This window comes from Citrobacter sp. R-1.5.2, from assembly GCF_035064245.1.
In the GTDB taxonomy this organism is placed as follows: domain Bacteria; phylum Pseudomonadota; class Gammaproteobacteria; order Enterobacterales; family Enterobacteriaceae; genus Citrobacter.
Genome location: NZ_JASEYC010000001.1, coordinates 782,721 through 798,577, shown reverse-complemented (window position 1 = coordinate 798,577; position 15,857 = coordinate 782,721). Strand labels below are relative to the sequence as shown.

The following is a 15,857-nucleotide window of genomic DNA, read 5'->3' as shown; positions in this document are numbered from 1 at the left end:
GAAATTGCTATGCAACATCAATTACTGATTAACGGTGAGCTGGTCAGCGGTGAAGGTGAAAAGCAACCAGTTTATAACCCTGCCACTGGTGAACTTATTCTGGAAATTGCTGAGGCGTCAGCCATGCAGGTTGATGCCGCAGTGCGCGCGGCAGACAACGCGTTTGCCGCCTGGGGCCAAACCACGCCGAAAGTGCGTTCGGAGCTGTTGTTAAAGCTGGCGGATACCATTGCAGATAATGCACAGACCTTCGCGGAGCTGGAATCGCTCAACTGCGGTAAACCGCTACATTGTGTGCTTAATGATGAAATTCCGGCCATCGTGGATGTTTTCCGTTTCTTTGCGGGGGCAGCGCGCACCCTGCAAGGACAGGCCGCCGGGGAGTATCTGGAAGGGCATACTTCCATGATTCGTCGCGATCCGTTAGGTGTGGTGGCCTCCATCGCGCCCTGGAACTATCCGCTAATGATGGCGGCATGGAAACTGGCTCCCGCACTGGCCGCCGGCAACTGTGTGGTGATTAAACCTTCAGAAATTACCCCGCTGACGGCGCTTAAACTGGCAGAATATGCGAAAGATATTTACCCGGCAGGCGTGATTAACGTCCTGTTTGGCCGGGGTAAAACGGTGGGCGATCCGCTGACCGGCCATGAAAAAGTACGCATGGTTTCACTGACCGGCTCAATTGTGACCGGGGAACATATTATCCAGCATACTGCGCCTTCGATTAAACGTACGCATATGGAACTGGGTGGGAAAGCCCCGGTGATTATTTTTGATGATGCCGATCTTGATGCGGTGGTCAGTGGTGTACGGACTTTTGGGTACTACAACGCCGGACAGGATTGCACTGCTGCGTGTCGAATCTACGCGCAAAAAGGCATCTATGATGCGTTGGTCGAAAAACTCGGCGCCGCCGTTGCCAGCCTGAAAATTGGCGCACCGAATGATGAAACGACAGAACTGGGACCGTTAAGCTCACAGGCGCATCTTGACAGGGTAGTAAAAGCGGTCGATGACGCGAAAGCGCTCGGACACATCAAGGTCATCACCGGCGGCAAAAAGGTGGAGGGTTCAGGCTACTATTTTGCGCCAACGTTGCTGGCGGGCGCGAAACAGGAAGATGCTATTGTGCAGCGTGAGGTCTTTGGTCCGGTGGTCAGTGTTACCGTCTTTGATGATGAAGATCAGGTCCTGGCGTGGGCCAATGATTCGAAGTATGGACTGGCATCGTCAGTCTGGACGCGGGATGTTGGTCGCGCGCACCGACTGAGCGCCCGCCTGCAGTATGGCTGTACCTGGGTCAACACCCACTTCACGCTGGTGAGTGAAATGCCTCATGGGGGACAAAAACAATCAGGCTATGGCAAGGATATGTCGGTCTACGGACTGGAAGATTACACGGTGATTCGCCATGTCATGATCAAGCATGAGTAATATCTTAAACCGCTGACGGTAAAAGGGGCACGGATAGCTAAATATCGTCAAACGTGTCTCTATACTATGCGCGCCACTGGCCTCGTCGCCATCGGACGGCGGTAAGTTGGAAATATCCGCGAGGTCAGGCTAATTTGCACATAATCAGGCCCCGGCACAATGTCGGGGCCTGAATATTTAGGTGAGTGTTCTAACGACGGCACAGGCTACATAGCCAGGCGATGAACGCACAGACAGTCAGAACCAGTCCCAGTTGCTGCACGATACCCGCTAACCCTAACATCATTCCCAATAACAGGTAGTAGCATAATCCGAACAGAGCCCCCGCGGCCCCGGCCTGTTCACGATAGTGATGCAGAGCCTGACTCAGCACATTGGGGATCGCAATGCCATAGGCAACAACAACCCCGACCACAGGCAGCAGAATCCAGACTGAATGCTGTAGCCACCATGCTGCGAGACCAGACAGCAGAGCTAAAGCACAGGCATGGCGCACCAGATATTCCGATGACAAACTGATCATTAACAGCTTGCGATTCAGCAGGCTGCCTGAGAGTGACGCGAGGGCAAGCAAGAATCCCGTCCATCCAAATGCTCTGGAACTCCATCCTAACTGTCCGAAAAGAAACGGGGCCAGGCTGTAATAGCTGAATAGCATGGTATTCAGCAGTGCAACCAGCATGGCATTTTTCCACAGTGTACTGTCCCTCACCATGCGGGAGACTAGGCCCGTTAATTGTGGTCTGCGCGTCGTCTCCGGCCGTGTTTCCGGCAATAAGGCTGCGGTTAGCATTAGCAACAGTATCGCCAGCAATACCAGCGCAGTAAAAACGCCTGTATGACCGTATAGACTGACTAACCAACCTCCGCTCACCAGACCAAAAACCGGGCTGATTGCCAGTGCTGCGCCCATAATGGAAAAAATGCGGGACAGTGTTGTTGATTCATAACTGTCCCTCAACATAGTCTGCACCACCACAGACCCGGCGGCCGCGCCAATGGCTGATACCATACGGGCCAGCAGCAAGATGCTGAAATCAGTGGCAATAACCGCCATTACGGAACCTGTCCCGTAACAGAGGAGTCCAGCCATCATTGCCCAGCGTCGTCCAATGCAGTCGCTAAGCCAGCCCCACAGTGCAACCCCCACGGCAAAGGCGACAAAATAAACGGAAAGTGTTTGAGCAGCACGTTCACTGCTTATTTGAAAAAACGTGGCGATATTTGGCAATGCCGGGCTGTAAATGGTTTCCACCAGTTGTGGAAACATAATCAGTAATGTGAGAAGCCATAAGGGCGGTCGATGAGTCATATTCATAACAATATCCAGAGAAACAAAAAACTTGGGGGGATTATTGCTGAATAGAAAATGTCTAATTACCATTATCAGGACTTTATATATCAAATATCGGACAGATGATGAAAATTGCGCCTGATGATGTCTTCGACCCGGATGGTTTTAAGGAAACAGTCGTTGGTATTGCCTCTGATATGGGCGTACATGATTCAGGTCGGCACAGTCATCTTCGCCATCAGTTACTCTTTTCGGCGGCGGGGTGCATCACCATTGAACTGGAAAATACCCTGTGTCTTCTTCCGCCTCGCCGTGCGGTCTGGATCCCCGCGGGTACGGTTCACCGGGCCATCATGCGCGGGGTGATGGCTTATCGGTCATTATATTTTTCAACCATTCTGCCGACGTTATCCGCCTTGCCACTACAGGTTGTCGAAGTGAACCCGCTCTTTTTTGAAGTCATAGAACGGATGGCATTCTGGCCCTGGCAGATGGCAGAAACGCAGCAGGCCAGCCTCATCACTGTTTTTTGTGAAGAAATCAGGGCTGCACGTCGTGAAAACTGGACGTTGCAGTTTCCCTCAGATGTTCGCCTGGATCGGTGGCTGGAAGGGGTTCGAATGGGGGCGTTACCGCCCCGACTGAATCAGTTGTCCCGCCAGGTCGGTGCTTGCGAACGAACAATCAGCCGCATTTTTATCAGAGATACAGGGATGAACTATCAGACCTGGCGGCAGCAATTCAGGTTGTTAAAAGCGATGGAGATGTTGGCGGAGGGGGACTCAATAAGCCAGGTGGCGCAACAGCTGGAATTTGTTAGCGACAGTGCCTTCATCGTGTTTTTTCGGCAGCTAACAGGTACAACACCGACCCGCTATCACGGGGGAATAATGCCGCAGAAGGATTAGGGGTATTACATATTAAGGATAATTTACCAGGCAGTGGCGGAGTGGGAAGATCGTTTACTAATGGCAGAGAGAAGATTTTCTCTCTGCCAGCAGGCGCTGCAATTCATCAAAAAGAGTCACATCAAGCAAACCAGCCGAACCTTACGGATATCAGGCTGAAAAGTCCTACAGCAGCAAATATATTTATCAGCACCACAGTCTTACTGGAAACATTCATTTTTGCCACCTTTCGTTTTAACCCCTTTGGGTATAGTACGGCTTATAACTATCCGCAATAGTACGAAATCTGAACATATTGAAAGTGGGTTGTTTTTCAGGCGTTTTTCTTAAAAAAATGAATAAAACTTGATGTGGGTCATGAAAGAGAGCATATTGCGCGCGATTTTCCCTTCTGGCCTGGATGCCCTAAATGTCTCTGTACCAAAAAATGTTGATTTTTTATGCGGTGATGGCCGCTATTGCGGCAATCATCACCTGGTTTCTGTCGCGTGATAAAAAACGTATTCGCTTTCTGAGCGCGGTATTAGTCGGGGCGACATGGCCGATGAGCTTTCCTGTCGCACTCCTGTTTTCTCTTTTCTGATGTCGCTGTCAATGCCGCATCAGGGGGTTAGCAGAGCGACTAAGCGCAGTCTGTCGTCATTGGTTACGTCCAGAGGATGCTGGTATCCCACGTTTTCATTTGCACGAGTGTACAACGCAACCAGCCAGTCGTAAACGTGTCGGCTTGCACCGTGCTGCGGCTGCTCATCCAACTGAGTCAGGCGCGACATCGGTTGTTGTACTGGCGCACTGAAAATAGCCGCGCCCTTGAGGACTCTGCTGGCAGGGCGTTGTTCCTCGGCAACGTTGGCGTAGCCGAGCCAGGTAATAAAATCACCGATATCGGCGTGTAACTGCGCCCCGCAGACGTTCTCTCGCTGCATAATCTGCTGAAGCCGCTGAGGCATCTCCAGCCGATAGCTGGTAGTGATAAGAATGTCGGCTACCTGTCGCAGCGTTCGCGGCTCAAGCCGTAATCGGCGCGCATTATTGTCATCACGACACCACTGACGCACATGGTTGATCCACATTTTGTGCGCCTGGTACCCGGTCTCTTTGCTTTCGGATGAGTGCAATGGCTCCCGGACGTCGGCAAACAGGTCGATCTCTTCATTAAAGAGTCCACTGACTTGTTCTTCGCGTGGCTGCTGGATACGCAGCAACGACTCAAAGCAGCGCATCGGTGGTAGTAACCCCTCCAGAAGTTCACCATGCTTTGCTGCCTGGGCCTGAAGCTGGCGGATCACTGTCTCGCTGGAGTCTGGCACGCTTTCGCTGTCGTTAAGCCAACTCATCAGCGTTTCCCGAACATGCTGTTGATGCTGTTCATGCAGGGACGTTAGCCGAGACTGGCGTTGTTGCGCTGATGTCGCCTGGGACAACCATTCAGCAAGGCGCAACAAGCTGTGTTTATCCAGTGCCTGCAATGTCCCCCAGCGCAACCCGGGCTTGCCCATTAATTGCTGCACGGCCTCATCAAGGTTTTGCTGTGTGCTAAAACGAGCATCTTGTGGCGTAATGGCCCACACAACCCCCGGTAATGCCGCATCATGTACGGGTTGGGTATCGTTGGCCCAGCTCATTAATTTGCGCGTGATGGCCGGTGTCTGCGAGCGTGAAGACACTGCGTTGCAGATCAGCAGGACATCGGGTTGCAGATGCTGGCGGTAATGTTCCAGCATCCAGCCTAATTTGGCCCGCCACAGCGGGTTGGGGTGAGCATCAGGTGCGAGGGGGATATCGAGCAGGTCGACGTTTTCCAAAACTGAGTCTTCAACAGTCAGCACCAGTTCACGCGTCAGCAGTGCCAGCGATTCCAGCGACAGACTGACCGCGTTAAGCAACTGATGGTTTTCAACAGGATGAACCACCACATCGCTTTGCGCGTCGTTCCCGGTTAATGCGACCTGGGTCAGGAAGCTTTCGGCAGGCAAGCCAAAATGATCGACCAGCAAACTCAGCGGTGCGGCTAGCTCGTGTGCCTGTCCGGTTTGTTGCAAAGTGTGCGCTAATGCCAGCCATTGCTGCGTTAACTCTGGTTGTTCTCCCCACAACAGCGCCCAGGCGTGAGCGCGGGTGGTCAGATCCAGTGCCGGCAGCAACGTAGCAAACTGATGCCATAGCGCATCATCAATTTGCTGCTGGTTCGCAGGAACACAAGAGCGCCAGAAACGGCCTATGGCGGCTACGTCATGTGCCGTGACGCCCTGAACCGGATGACGCTGACGCAGCGTTTGCCATTTTTCTAACCGGGCTTCAATAATTGATTTTTCAACCTGGCGGCTGTCAGGCATTGCGCAAAACTGCGTGATAAATAGCTGCACCAGTTCCGCTTCACTCAGTAAGCGCAGACGCAGAGGCCACTCGCTATCAACGGGATTATCTTCACGCGTAAAGCGGATCGCCATATTGGTCGGCGCATGGCCCGGATTGATATGCGAAAAGTAATCAAAGCTGCGATCCGGTGTAGCAATATTCAATTTCCCACTGGTGTCGCTGCACAGTGCGGACAACAGATGTGCTTTTGCTGGCTGCGAATGACCGTACAGCCCCACACAGCCACGCGATGAAAACGCCGTATGCAGCGCAGACTCAGTAACCGCGGCGATGGTGAGCTGAGCGAGCAGAGAATCCGCTTCATCATCAAGACGCGCTGCACGCTGGCGTGTGTCATTCACCCATTCGATGGCGGCTTGTGCTGTGTTAAACATCTTACTCATTTCAGGTACACACTCCCGCTATCAATCCAGTAATGGCTGCCGCTATGGCGACGATCTGCCAGTGTATTCAGTTTTAACGTTAGGGCATTGGCGGCAACGGGCGTGCCATCCTGTAGCCAGGCATCACTGAGAACGAAAAATTCCGGTCCCGTCTCTTTGCTGCCGCCGCGCAGTTGCAGCCGTACATTTAGTACACCGTCACCGGCAATTGTTTTTGCCAGCTCAGCAGAATTGATGCTCAGTGTATACAGCGGAGTGGCTGGCCAGCGGCTGTTTGCTAACTGGCGAAAGCCCAGTGTCACGTTACCGCGCAGCGGGAAGTGCAAACGGGTATCCAGTTTTGCTCCAGGTTTATCCAGATCGATGTCGTGATACCAGATATTTTCATCGCGCAATGTATTGACCGTATTATCCAGTACACCGAGGTAGCGGACCGTCGAGTACGCGCCGATATCCGCAGCTTTAAAGTTAAAGCGCGGCAGGCGTAAATCCAGCGCCAGGCTACACAGCATCGCGCCAACGGCAGCGGTAGATTTTGGATTGCCGATACGCCCTTGCTGGCTGAACGGATACCACTCATGAACGCGATAGCTGTCCATCCAGATCATGCGGTTGACCGGAACGGGTTGCAGATGGCGGATTAGCGCCTGAACCCCCGGCAAACAGGCGGGTCTGCCAGTGACTAACAAAATATCGCAACGATAGTGGGAAATCGCTTCACAAACGGCGTGCAGAGGGGATGTCAGGGTAAATTGCCCTGCCAGCAGCGCTTCTTGCAACTGTCTGAACTGCACCTGCAACGGAACGCTCAGCACATCAAAAGCCGGTGAACCAGACGGTAATGCATGATCGATAGCCTGTTGGATATAGTTCATCACATTGCGCGTTGGACGCTGTGAAAGCAGTTCGCCAAAGGTGGCGTGCAACCCCGCTACGGGATCGTTAATATCGCTTTGCTCCCAGGCACTTAGCACCGCATGACCCAGTGGCATAAAGAGTTGTAATGCGGTTTGTTGTCGCAAAATAGCCTGAGTATCGATTCTCCCGGAATCACCAAACAGTGTGGCCAGCAGGGCGGCGGCATCGGTCACGCCAGCCTGTTGTAAGCGGGTTTGCAGGGCGGGCAGTATGCAGCGTTGTATGACATCCAACAACATGTCATCCCCAGCGACTTTGAAGCCTTCACGAAACAGCAAATGCGGGGTGATTTTGACATTCGCCCCAACGCCGTCATCCAGTTGATAATGGACCACGGCCATATCCGTCGTGCCGCCACCAATATCGATGGAGGCGACGCGCAGCGCACGACCTTTAACTTCACCGGGTTCTGGCTGACGGTCCGGACGGGCGAGGGCGTTGAAGAACGATTCTGTGTGCCCGTCATAGTGTGAAATCGCTTCGTTATACAGCCAAACCAACTGCCCGCAGCTGGCCTCATCCCACTCCATTTGGATCTCAGGTACGGGAACGACGCTTTTTTCTTGCTGTTTGCGGGTGGTAAAGTCTTCGTCCTGCGGGTGCCAGCCCATTGCTTTCCAGACCAGCGCAATGGCTTCAAACATACGCAGACGGAAGATCTCACGTTCCTGTTTTGGCATGGCTGACGGCAGCGTGAGGATCAGCGTACGCAATTGGCGTGGAGAGGCCGGGAAACCGAGACGCAGCCGTGTCGCTACGCTGTTAATTTGTCCCAGCGCCTGGGCCAGAATCTCGCACAACATATGTGTCATCAGCGTGCTGCGGCTGTATTGTGGTGAGAACACTGGCAGCCGGTCATCTTGCGGCAGGCTGAACAGCGGCTGACCGTCATCGTTCATCAGATTCATCAGCGGGAAGGCGGTAGCCAGCGGCTCGCGCTGCGTTTTACTGTTCATCTGGCTAAAGCGCCAGTCGTGTAAAACGGGGGTTTCATCCCATAAGTACCGACGTGGGCTGGAGATCCCACTGCTGCCTTCCGTTCCCATACGCTGCATCGCCAGCTTACGGGCTTCATCCCCAACGCGGACAATCGACGGCCAGATAAATGCATCATCGCGACCGCTCTCAACGGAGAAATGTTGCTTTCCAAAGCGCGCCTCGGAAAACTCCAGTCGGCTGGTGAACAGGGGATCGTTGAGGAACTGTGGTTCGCTTAATGAACGCACTTGTAATTCGGCCGTCTGACGCAAACCGTCATTGGCATCGCCATGATCTTCAATCAACACGCCGCAGGTATGGGTATTGCCAATATCCAGAATCAGATCGACAGGAATCGCGGGTGTGCTGAGCGTATGGGTCACCAGCTTCACTTCCGGGACGGAAAGTTGTTCGCCTAACAGGGTCAACACATTCAGCCAGTGCGCCTGGTATTCAAAGTTTCGTAGCGCTTGTTGGATCTCCTGCTCTGAACGGTTTTCTTGCTGCGTGACGTGCTGCAAAAAGGACTCGCGTAGCCAGCCATCAATCCACGTCTGGTCGAGGAAATCTGCGATCTCATTATCGTGCCAGGCCAGCGCAAATCGCGTGCCATTCAGCAGATCGTTCTCATTTGGCGTCAATGCTGCCGGGGCTTCAGTCAACTGACTGTCCAGCGCCACCGTGACACGGTGAGTATTGCCGGCACTGTCCGGTTGTGTGAGTTTTCGCACCTGTACACGCGCCCAGTTATCCGGGCCTTCAACAAATGTGCGGGGCGGGTTAAAACGCAGGAACGGCAGCGGCAACCAGACACCGTCAAGTACGTCCAGAGAATAATGCAGCGTCTGCGTGCTTTCCGGTTTCACGACTTCGGGTTGACCACCGGTATTGCCCGGCAGGGTATAGCGTCCCGACGCCAGATCGAAATCCAGACGCAGTAGAGGACCGTTTGCCGTTTTACGAACAAAACGACCGTGGTGCGCAGATTCCTGTGGTGTCAGCCCAAAATCCAGAAATTGCACACCGCTATTGGCGATGAGCGTTACGCTCTGTTTGTAATCACACAGATTCACCAACATAAAATCAGGCACCTATCTTTTTGATCGTCAAAGGGATTTCCGCGTGTTCGTCATAACGCGCGGTACAAGCTGCGACGTCGTTTGTCCCTGCTTTACAGGTGATCTCAGGCATGGGGTATCGCGAACCGTCCGTGCAACGGGCATTCCCGCGACTCTTAATCATTAATTCGCCCGATTGATGCAAACCAGAGAAAATCTCGGCGCGACAAACGATATTGTCGCCATGCACCACGCGCGCAGTGCCTTTATTGGCCTGAATTTGATAACGCAGCGACGGGGCCTTACCACTGACCGGATCTTTTATATCGACCAGCACACGCCAGTTGCCGTTAAGAAAACGTGTTGTACCAGCCTTCATCTGGTTGGCATCCATTACCAACGCATCTTTCGGGATGGCGGCAATTACCACCGGTCCTTCTACGGGCTTCTCTTTTTTCACCGGTGGAATGACTTCAGCCCGATGCAGCGGTAGTGAAGGTGTTAGTTCAGGCAGGAGGGTACTGTCTACCTTTGCCACGTCAATGGGGGCAACCGCAGGTGCGGGAGATTCTGCGTACTGTTTCCACAATAGCGGCCCTGCAATGGCGGCAATGACTGCCGCAGCAACGGGCAGGCTCCACAGCGGCAGGCGACGTGTGGGCTTACGCTGAACTGGCGGCGGCGCGATCTCTGGCTCACTCACGATGACCGGGGGGGAGGGTTCGGGAACCGCGGGTTTCGGTAGCTCAATAGCCGTTGTCAGCAGCGGGGTATCGGCCTCGGCGAAAGTGATTTCCGCCGGGATTTCTTCGGCTTCCGGCTCCGGTTCAGGTGCCACTACAACTGGCGGAACATCGGTATGACGCAGGCAATCGAGTACATCGTCACGGGTGTTTTCATTTAGATTGACGAAGCCCCAGAACGTAATGACGGGTTTGCCATCAACCAGGAACACGTGGTTCTCACCTGGAAACTGGATGGCTTTGTCGAGTAGTGAACCAAACAGTTGCAGGGAAGTTTTACCTGATTGCAGGCTTTTTCGACTCAGGGCCGCGGCATTCTCCAGCGTACTGGACAGATAGCGCAGAGCCCGAAAGCGCGCATCTTCATCAGCGGCTTTCCACGCGACAGCCTTTCCTTCAATCGGGGAGTACCAGTCCACCCGATCGCCACTGTCGTTAACTTGTGGGATTGCCAGACAATCCGCCATCGCCTGTTGTTTACGCAGACGAAGCGTTTCACGAATTTGTAGTGCTGAATCAAACACGGCCTGACCACCGCCACCCACGGCCTGATAGTCATCCAAATTGCCGCTGCGCAAGAGAGTTTTTGCCACGTAATTGCCCCTTAGACTTCTTCACACATCTACTTTACGGGGAATAAAAGTAAGCAAACGTCGGAAGAGAGGCAAAAAGGGGCGAATTTTCATGGCATAGAGTATCGGGAAAAATCTTGACGTTTTGAAAAAGACTTAAGGTAAATTATTTCGCCTGCGATGATGAATTAATCAGCGAAAACCACCAGATTAGAATAACCTGATAGAGATTTGTTATTAGTGCGTCTTTGCCAGCTATGCTCTGATAGACGAGTAAATAATAAAAGAAGAAGGCTTATAACCATGATTGCAAGGAAAACGCTGCTCGCGCTGGCACTCAGCGCCGTCTTACCAACAGGCGCTGCCTATGCCGCCAGTACTGATACCATTGTTTACTGTTCTGAAGCATCGCCGGAATCATTTAACCCCCAAATTGCCAGTTCAGGTCCGTCGTTTGTCGCCAGTTCACAGGTGTTGTACAACCGATTGATCAACTTCGATCCGGTCAAAAATACCCCGGTCCCGTCTCTGGCAACGGAGTGGACAATTTCCCCCGACGGCAAGACCTACACATTTACCCTGCGTCAGGGCGTGAAGTTCAATAGTAATAAGTTCTTTAAACCTACCCGTGATTTCAATGCCGATGACGTCGTTTTCTCGGTATTACGCCAGAAAGATGCTGATCATCCGTACCATAAGGTTTCACAGGGTAGCTATGAATATTTCAACGATGTTGGCCTGGACAAACTGATCAAGGAGGTTAAGAAGGTTGATGATTATCACGTTCAGTTTGTCCTGAACGAGCCCAACGCCGCATTTCTTGCTGACTGGGGGATGGATTTTGCCTCTATTCTTTCGGCAGAATATGCCGATGAGATGCTGAAAAAAGGCACGCCGGAAAACGTCGATAACTGGCCGATTGGTACCGGGCCTTATGTCTTGCAACAGTACAAGCAGGATTCACAAATCCGCTATCTGGCAAACCCGAACTACTGGGATGGTGCGGTGCCAACGAAACATCTGATTTTCTCCATCACACCAAACGTACAGACGCGACTGGCGAAACTGCAAACCAACGAATGCCAGATTATTCCCGCGCCAGCACCGGTGCAGTTTGATGAAATCAAAAAGAACAAGGATCTGACGCTGCATTCGGTCGAAGCGTTGAATGTCGGTTATCTGGCGTTTAATACGGAGAAAAAACCGTTTGATAACGTACTGGTGCGCCAGGCGCTGAACTATGCGACAGATAAAAAAGCCATTATTAACGCGGTCTTTTTAGGTTCCGGCACGGTGGCGAAATCGCCAATCCCGCCGAATATGATGGGCTTCAACAAAGACCTGAAAGATTATGATTACGACCCACAGAAAGCGAAAGAACTGCTGAAGAAAGCGGGGCTGGAAAACGGTTTTGAAGCGACATTGTGGTCTATGCCAGTACAGCGCCCCTATAACCCGAACTCTCGTCGTATTGCTGAGATGATTCAAAGCGACTGGGCAAAAGTCGGTGTGAAAGCGAAAATCGTCTCCTGGGAATGGGGGGAATATCTCTCCGGGATGCGTAAAGGCGAGCACGATACTGCGTTGTTTGGCTGGATGTCAGATAACGGTGATCCGGATAACTTTGCTGATGTTCTGCTGGGTTGCGACAGCATTAAAACCGGATCAAACGCCGCGCGCTGGTGTGATAAAGAGTATAATTCGCTGGTTCAAAAGGCGAAACTGGTGAGCAAACCGCAAGAGCGCGCCGCGCTTTACCAGCAGTCGCAGGAAATTTTCTATCAGCAGGCTCCGTGGATTGCGCTGGCGAATGGCAAAACTTTCTATGCCACACGCAGTAACGTCAGCGGATACAGCGTTAGCCTGATGGGCAGTGATTTTTCAAAAGCGAAATTAAATTAATACGTTAAGGAGGGAGTATGTCGCATCTGGATGAGGTCAGCGCACGTGTTGATGCTGCCATTGAAGACAGCGTCATTACGCATATGAATGAATTGCTGATTGAACTGAGCGATGATGTTGCGCTGAGCCGGGAAGATCGTTACACCCAGCAACAACGTTTGCGTACAGCAATTGCACATCATGGGCGGCAGCATAAAGAAGATATGGAAGCGCGTCGTGAGCAACTGACCAAAGGCGGCTCTATTCTTTGATATTTCCTTGCCGGATGGCGGTGTTCACACCTCATCCGGCGTTCCGTAGGCCTGATAAGCGAAACGCTATCAGGCTTAAAACGAACGTCTTGCCACCAGCCAGGCACCCACTACCAGCAATATCGCACCGCATACCGGACCTATTAGCGCGCGAAGCGGTACACCCTGGCTACGCAGAATATCCAGCACCAGACCGCCAATAAGCTGGCTGGCGACCAGCACCGCGATGGTGGTGGCGGCACCTACGTTTTGGTATCCGCTGATACTGGCAAAAACAAAGAACGATCCCAGTAAACCCGGGATCAATGTCCACCAGCGCACGCTGGAAACCAGTTCGCCAAACCCCGCCGCACCTTGTTTAAACCACAGTATGCTGACAAACAGGACGATCCCGACCAGTGAGTTAAGCAGCATAGCAATAAGGATTGTCGAAGACGTCTGGGTAATGCGCACCATCAACGTGTTTTGCACCACCAGACCAATACCTGCGGCAATCAGAAAGGAGAGGGTCAGCGTCTGATTCATCCACGCGCATCCGGTTCGCTGCGGTCATCTAACTGCAGTTGCATAAAAGTCAGATCCAGCCAACGACCAAATTTAGTCCCGACCTGGGGCATCTGCGCGGTAATATTGAAGCCCAGCGTGCTATGCAGGTGGAGCGATGCCTGATTTTGCGACTCAATTCCTGCCACCATGACATGCTTGCCACACGCGCGCGCTTCTTCAATGAGTCTGCTGAGCAGCTTGCGCCCCAGCCCTTTTCCCTGATGTTCCGGGTGCACGTACACTGAATGTTCGACGGTATGACGGAAACCGTCAAAGTTGCGCCAGTCGCCAAAAGAGGCGTACCCCGTAACGACGCCATTCTCTTCACTTACCAGCACCGGATACCCCATCAGTTGGCGAGCTTCATACCAGGAGATGCGGTTTTCGGCATCGACCGTTTGATCGTTCCAGATAGCGGCCGTATGCAGTACGGCGTGATTGTAGATTTCTGCGATGGCGGCGCAGTCGTCTTTGCTGGCAAATCGAATTGACATGTTGAACCTCAGGGGTTGTTCACTATAGTATTACAATATGAATACTATTGAAGACAGCATAAATCAACGGATCAGTGCAAGAATTCGCATTGAGCGGGAATCTCGCGGTTGGTCGCTGACGGAACTTGCCGAACGTGCAGGGGTGTCGCGGGCGATGATCCATAAAATAGAACGCGGAGAGAGCAGTCCAACGGCGACGCTACTGGGACGGCTTTCCGGTGCGTTTGGTATCAGCATGTCCACGCTGATTGCCCGGGCTGAAATGCAGGAGGGTAAACTGCTGCGTTTCGCCGACCAGCCGGTCTGGCACGATCCGCAAAGCCACTATTTGCGCCGCCACGTTTCTCCGCGCAGCGATCTGCCTATCGATCTGGTGCAAATCGAATTACCGGCGGGCAGTGATATCCCGATGCCCGCCTCTTCCTACGTGCAGGCCCGACAGCTTCTCTGGTTGCAGCAGGGAGAATTGGTGTTTGTGGAAGGTGATACACGCCACGAAATGAAAGCCGGGGATTGCCTGGAGCTGGGGCCGCCAAACGACTGTCGGTTTATCAATGAAACCGCACAGTCCTGCGTTTATCTGGTCGTGCGGTTAAACCATGCTGGCAATTAATGTGAAAGCATCACAGAGATAGCGCGTCTACTATTGATGGATTCATGCCAAAAGCAGAGGAGAACATCAATGGGTCAACAAATGCAACGCAATCGTCGCTGGGTTCTGGCGTCACGTCCGCATGGCGCACCGGTGCCGGGTAACTTCCGTCTTGAAGAAGAGGCTATCACGACGCCCGGTGACGGAGAGGTGTTACTGCGTAACGTCTACCTCTCACTCGATCCCTATATGCGTGGGCGTATGAGCGACGAGCCGTCTTATTCGCCTCCGGTTGAGATTGGTGCCGTGATGGTGGGTGGCACGGTCAGTCGGGTCATGGCATCGAATCATTCGGATTTTAAACCCGGTGAATGGGTGCTGAGCTATAGCGGCTGGCAGGACTTCGCCATCTCTAATGGTTCTGATTTGGTAAAGTTAGGCGATCACCCTGAGCATCCTTCCTGGGCGCTTGGTCTGCTGGGGATGCCGGGTTTTACGGCGTATATGGGGCTGCTGGATATTGGCCAGCCCAAAGCCGGTGAGACACTGGTTGTTGCTGCGGCAACCGGACCTGTTGGCGCAACCGTGGGCCAGATCGGCAAGCTGAAGGGCTGTCGGGTTGTTGGTGTGGCAGGTGGGGCAGAGAAATGTCGCCATGCTACCGACGTGTTGGGCTTTGATATCTGCCTCGATCACCATGCCCCCGATTTCGCACGCCAACTGGCACAAGCCTGTCCGCAGGGTATCGATATCTATTATGAAAACGTCGGCGGTAAAGTTTTTGACGCCGTTTTGCCGTTACTCAACACCTCCGCCCGTATTCCGCTGTGTGGTCTGGTGAGCGGTTATAACGCCACATCACTGCCGGCGGGCCCAGACCGTTTACCGCTGCTTATGGCCACGTTACTGAAAAAACGTATCCGCTTGCAGGGCTTTATCATTGGTCAGGATTATGGTCACCGCATTCATGAATTTCAGCGAGAAATGGGGCGCTGGGTCCAGGAAGGCAAGATCCACTATCGCGAGCAGGTCACTGAGGGGCTGGAAAATGCCCCGGAGACTTTTATCGGTCTGCTGACCGGTAAAAACTTTGGCAAGGTCGTAATTCGTCTTGCTGAAGAGTGATACGAAGAGGCTAAAGGCGCTAACAGCCTGATGGCACTTCGCTTATCTGGCCTACACAGTACTCAAATGTAGGCCGGATTTGGCGTCAACGCCGCCATCCGGCACGGGGTATAGAGCCAATCTGTTGTAACACTGATTTCGCCGCAAGCGAGTATTCATGGAGAAAATAAGAAGGTTTTCACCGAAAGTGAATAAACACTCCACTTTGCGATAAATAATGATTACTATTCTCATTCTTAAAAAGGCAAAACCATGATTTTGCTCATCGAAGCTATGT

14 protein-coding genes are annotated in these 15,857 nt (G+C 52.8%); 7 read left to right on the top strand and 7 right to left on the bottom strand.

What is annotated here, in order from left to right; translation table 11 throughout:
• Positions 1 to 9: 9 nt before the first annotated feature.
• A complete protein-coding gene (gene patD, locus QMN38_RS03825) occupies positions 10 to 1,437 on the top strand; it encodes an aminobutyraldehyde dehydrogenase (RefSeq protein WP_323604522.1) in 1,428 nt (475 codons plus the stop codon).
• Positions 1,438 to 1,627: 190 nt separating this feature from the next.
• Here patD and QMN38_RS03820 read toward each other — a convergent pair whose 3' ends face one another.
• A complete protein-coding gene (locus QMN38_RS03820; RefSeq protein WP_323604521.1) occupies positions 1,628 to 2,755 on the bottom strand; it encodes a multidrug effflux MFS transporter in 1,128 nt (375 codons plus the stop codon).
• Positions 2,756 to 2,856: 101 nt separating this feature from the next.
• On the opposite strand from QMN38_RS03820, the gene QMN38_RS03815 reads away from it, so the two are divergent.
• Complete coding sequence (locus QMN38_RS03815; protein ID WP_323604520.1) at positions 2,857 to 3,639, top strand: AraC family transcriptional regulator; 783 nt, start codon at positions 2,857 to 2,859, stop codon at positions 3,637 to 3,639.
• Between the two features lie 121 nt (positions 3,640 to 3,760).
• On the opposite strand, the gene yncL is transcribed toward QMN38_RS03815, so the two are convergent.
• Positions 3,761 to 3,856: a stress response membrane protein YncL gene (gene yncL, locus QMN38_RS03810; protein ID WP_071828932.1), complete on the bottom strand. Its 96-nt coding sequence runs from the start codon at positions 3,854 to 3,856 to the stop codon at positions 3,761 to 3,763.
• A 192-nt stretch (positions 3,857 to 4,048) separates the two neighbouring features.
• Between yncL and QMN38_RS03805 the strand changes: the two genes are divergently transcribed.
• Positions 4,049 to 4,222: a GhoT/OrtT family toxin gene (locus QMN38_RS03805; protein ID WP_137381813.1), complete on the top strand. Its 174-nt coding sequence runs from the start codon at positions 4,049 to 4,051 to the stop codon at positions 4,220 to 4,222.
• Positions 4,223 to 4,241: 19 nt separating this feature from the next.
• Here QMN38_RS03805 and QMN38_RS03800 read toward each other — a convergent pair whose 3' ends face one another.
• Genes QMN38_RS03800 through QMN38_RS03790 form a run of 3 tightly spaced genes read right to left on the bottom strand, consistent with a single transcriptional unit; the run spans position 4,242 to position 10,691 of the window.
• Positions 4,242 to 6,401, bottom strand: a complete 2,160-nt coding sequence (locus QMN38_RS03800; protein WP_323604519.1) for a virulence factor SrfC family protein — start codon at positions 6,399 to 6,401, stop codon at positions 4,242 to 4,244.
• Positions 6,398 to 9,376, bottom strand: coding sequence for a virulence factor SrfB (locus QMN38_RS03795; RefSeq protein ID WP_323604518.1), 2,979 nt, complete (start codon positions 9,374 to 9,376; stop codon positions 6,398 to 6,400). Before QMN38_RS03795 ends, QMN38_RS03800 begins: the two co-directional genes overlap by 4 nt.
• Before the next feature lie 4 nt (positions 9,377 to 9,380).
• On the bottom strand, positions 9,381 to 10,691 hold the full coding sequence (locus tag QMN38_RS03790) for an SrfA family protein (RefSeq protein ID WP_323604517.1): 1,311 nt from the start codon (positions 10,689 to 10,691) through the stop codon (positions 9,381 to 9,383).
• Positions 10,692 to 10,973: 282 nt separating this feature from the next.
• Here QMN38_RS03790 and QMN38_RS03785 point away from each other — a divergent pair, with 282 nt between their 5' ends.
• Both QMN38_RS03785 and QMN38_RS03780 read left to right on the top strand, forming a co-directional pair.
• Complete coding sequence (locus tag QMN38_RS03785) at positions 10,974 to 12,572, top strand: ABC transporter substrate-binding protein (protein WP_271448818.1); 1,599 nt, start codon at positions 10,974 to 10,976, stop codon at positions 12,570 to 12,572.
• Between the two features lie 17 nt (positions 12,573 to 12,589).
• A complete protein-coding gene (locus QMN38_RS03780; RefSeq protein ID WP_005126760.1) occupies positions 12,590 to 12,823 on the top strand; it encodes a YdcY family protein in 234 nt (77 codons plus the stop codon).
• 75 nt (positions 12,824 to 12,898) lie between these two features.
• On the opposite strand, the gene QMN38_RS03775 is transcribed toward QMN38_RS03780, so the two are convergent.
• Positions 12,899 to 13,348 carry a DMT family transporter gene (locus QMN38_RS03775; protein WP_271456844.1) on the bottom strand — a complete coding sequence of 150 codons (450 nt, stop codon included), beginning with the start codon at positions 13,346 to 13,348 and terminating at the stop codon, positions 12,899 to 12,901.
• Positions 13,345 to 13,863 carry a GNAT family N-acetyltransferase gene (locus QMN38_RS03770; protein ID WP_323604516.1) on the bottom strand — a complete coding sequence of 173 codons (519 nt, stop codon included), beginning with the start codon at positions 13,861 to 13,863 and terminating at the stop codon, positions 13,345 to 13,347. Before QMN38_RS03770 ends, QMN38_RS03775 begins: the two co-directional genes overlap by 4 nt.
• A gap of 37 nt (positions 13,864 to 13,900) precedes the next feature.
• Between QMN38_RS03770 and QMN38_RS03765 the strand changes: the two genes are divergently transcribed.
• Positions 13,901 to 14,476 (top strand): helix-turn-helix domain-containing protein, encoded by a 576-nt coding sequence (locus QMN38_RS03765; RefSeq protein ID WP_048211614.1) that lies wholly within the window; start codon positions 13,901 to 13,903, stop codon positions 14,474 to 14,476.
• 69 nt (positions 14,477 to 14,545) lie between these two features.
• Positions 14,546 to 15,580 (top strand): NADP-dependent oxidoreductase, encoded by a 1,035-nt coding sequence (locus QMN38_RS03760; RefSeq protein ID WP_323604515.1) that lies wholly within the window; start codon positions 14,546 to 14,548, stop codon positions 15,578 to 15,580.
• Positions 15,581 to 15,857: the final 277 nt, after the last annotated feature.

Excerpts from the sequence above, each read along its gene's own strand:
- patD (WP_323604522.1), top strand. The coding sequence starts at position 10 with ATGCAACATCAATTACTGATTAACGGTGAGCTGGTCAGCGGTGAAGGT.
- QMN38_RS03820 (WP_323604521.1), bottom strand. The coding sequence starts at position 2,755 with ATGAATATGACTCATCGACCGCCCTTATGGCTTCTCACATTACTGATT.
- QMN38_RS03815 (WP_323604520.1), top strand. The coding sequence starts at position 2,857 with ATGAAAATTGCGCCTGATGATGTCTTCGACCCGGATGGTTTTAAGGAA.
- yncL (WP_071828932.1), bottom strand. The coding sequence starts at position 3,856 with ATGAATGTTTCCAGTAAGACTGTGGTGCTGATAAATATATTTGCTGCT.
- QMN38_RS03805 (WP_137381813.1), top strand. The coding sequence starts at position 4,049 with ATGTCTCTGTACCAAAAAATGTTGATTTTTTATGCGGTGATGGCCGCT.
- QMN38_RS03800 (WP_323604519.1), bottom strand. The coding sequence starts at position 6,401 with ATGAGTAAGATGTTTAACACAGCACAAGCCGCCATCGAATGGGTGAAT.
- QMN38_RS03795 (WP_323604518.1), bottom strand. The coding sequence starts at position 9,376 with ATGTTGGTGAATCTGTGTGATTACAAACAGAGCGTAACGCTCATCGCC.
- QMN38_RS03785 (WP_271448818.1), top strand. The coding sequence starts at position 10,974 with ATGATTGCAAGGAAAACGCTGCTCGCGCTGGCACTCAGCGCCGTCTTA.
- QMN38_RS03780 (WP_005126760.1), top strand. The coding sequence starts at position 12,590 with ATGTCGCATCTGGATGAGGTCAGCGCACGTGTTGATGCTGCCATTGAA.
- QMN38_RS03775 (WP_271456844.1), bottom strand. The coding sequence starts at position 13,348 with ATGAATCAGACGCTGACCCTCTCCTTTCTGATTGCCGCAGGTATTGGT.
- QMN38_RS03770 (WP_323604516.1), bottom strand. The coding sequence starts at position 13,863 with ATGTCAATTCGATTTGCCAGCAAAGACGACTGCGCCGCCATCGCAGAA.
- QMN38_RS03765 (WP_048211614.1), top strand. The coding sequence starts at position 13,901 with ATGAATACTATTGAAGACAGCATAAATCAACGGATCAGTGCAAGAATT.
- QMN38_RS03760 (WP_323604515.1), top strand. The coding sequence starts at position 14,546 with ATGGGTCAACAAATGCAACGCAATCGTCGCTGGGTTCTGGCGTCACGT.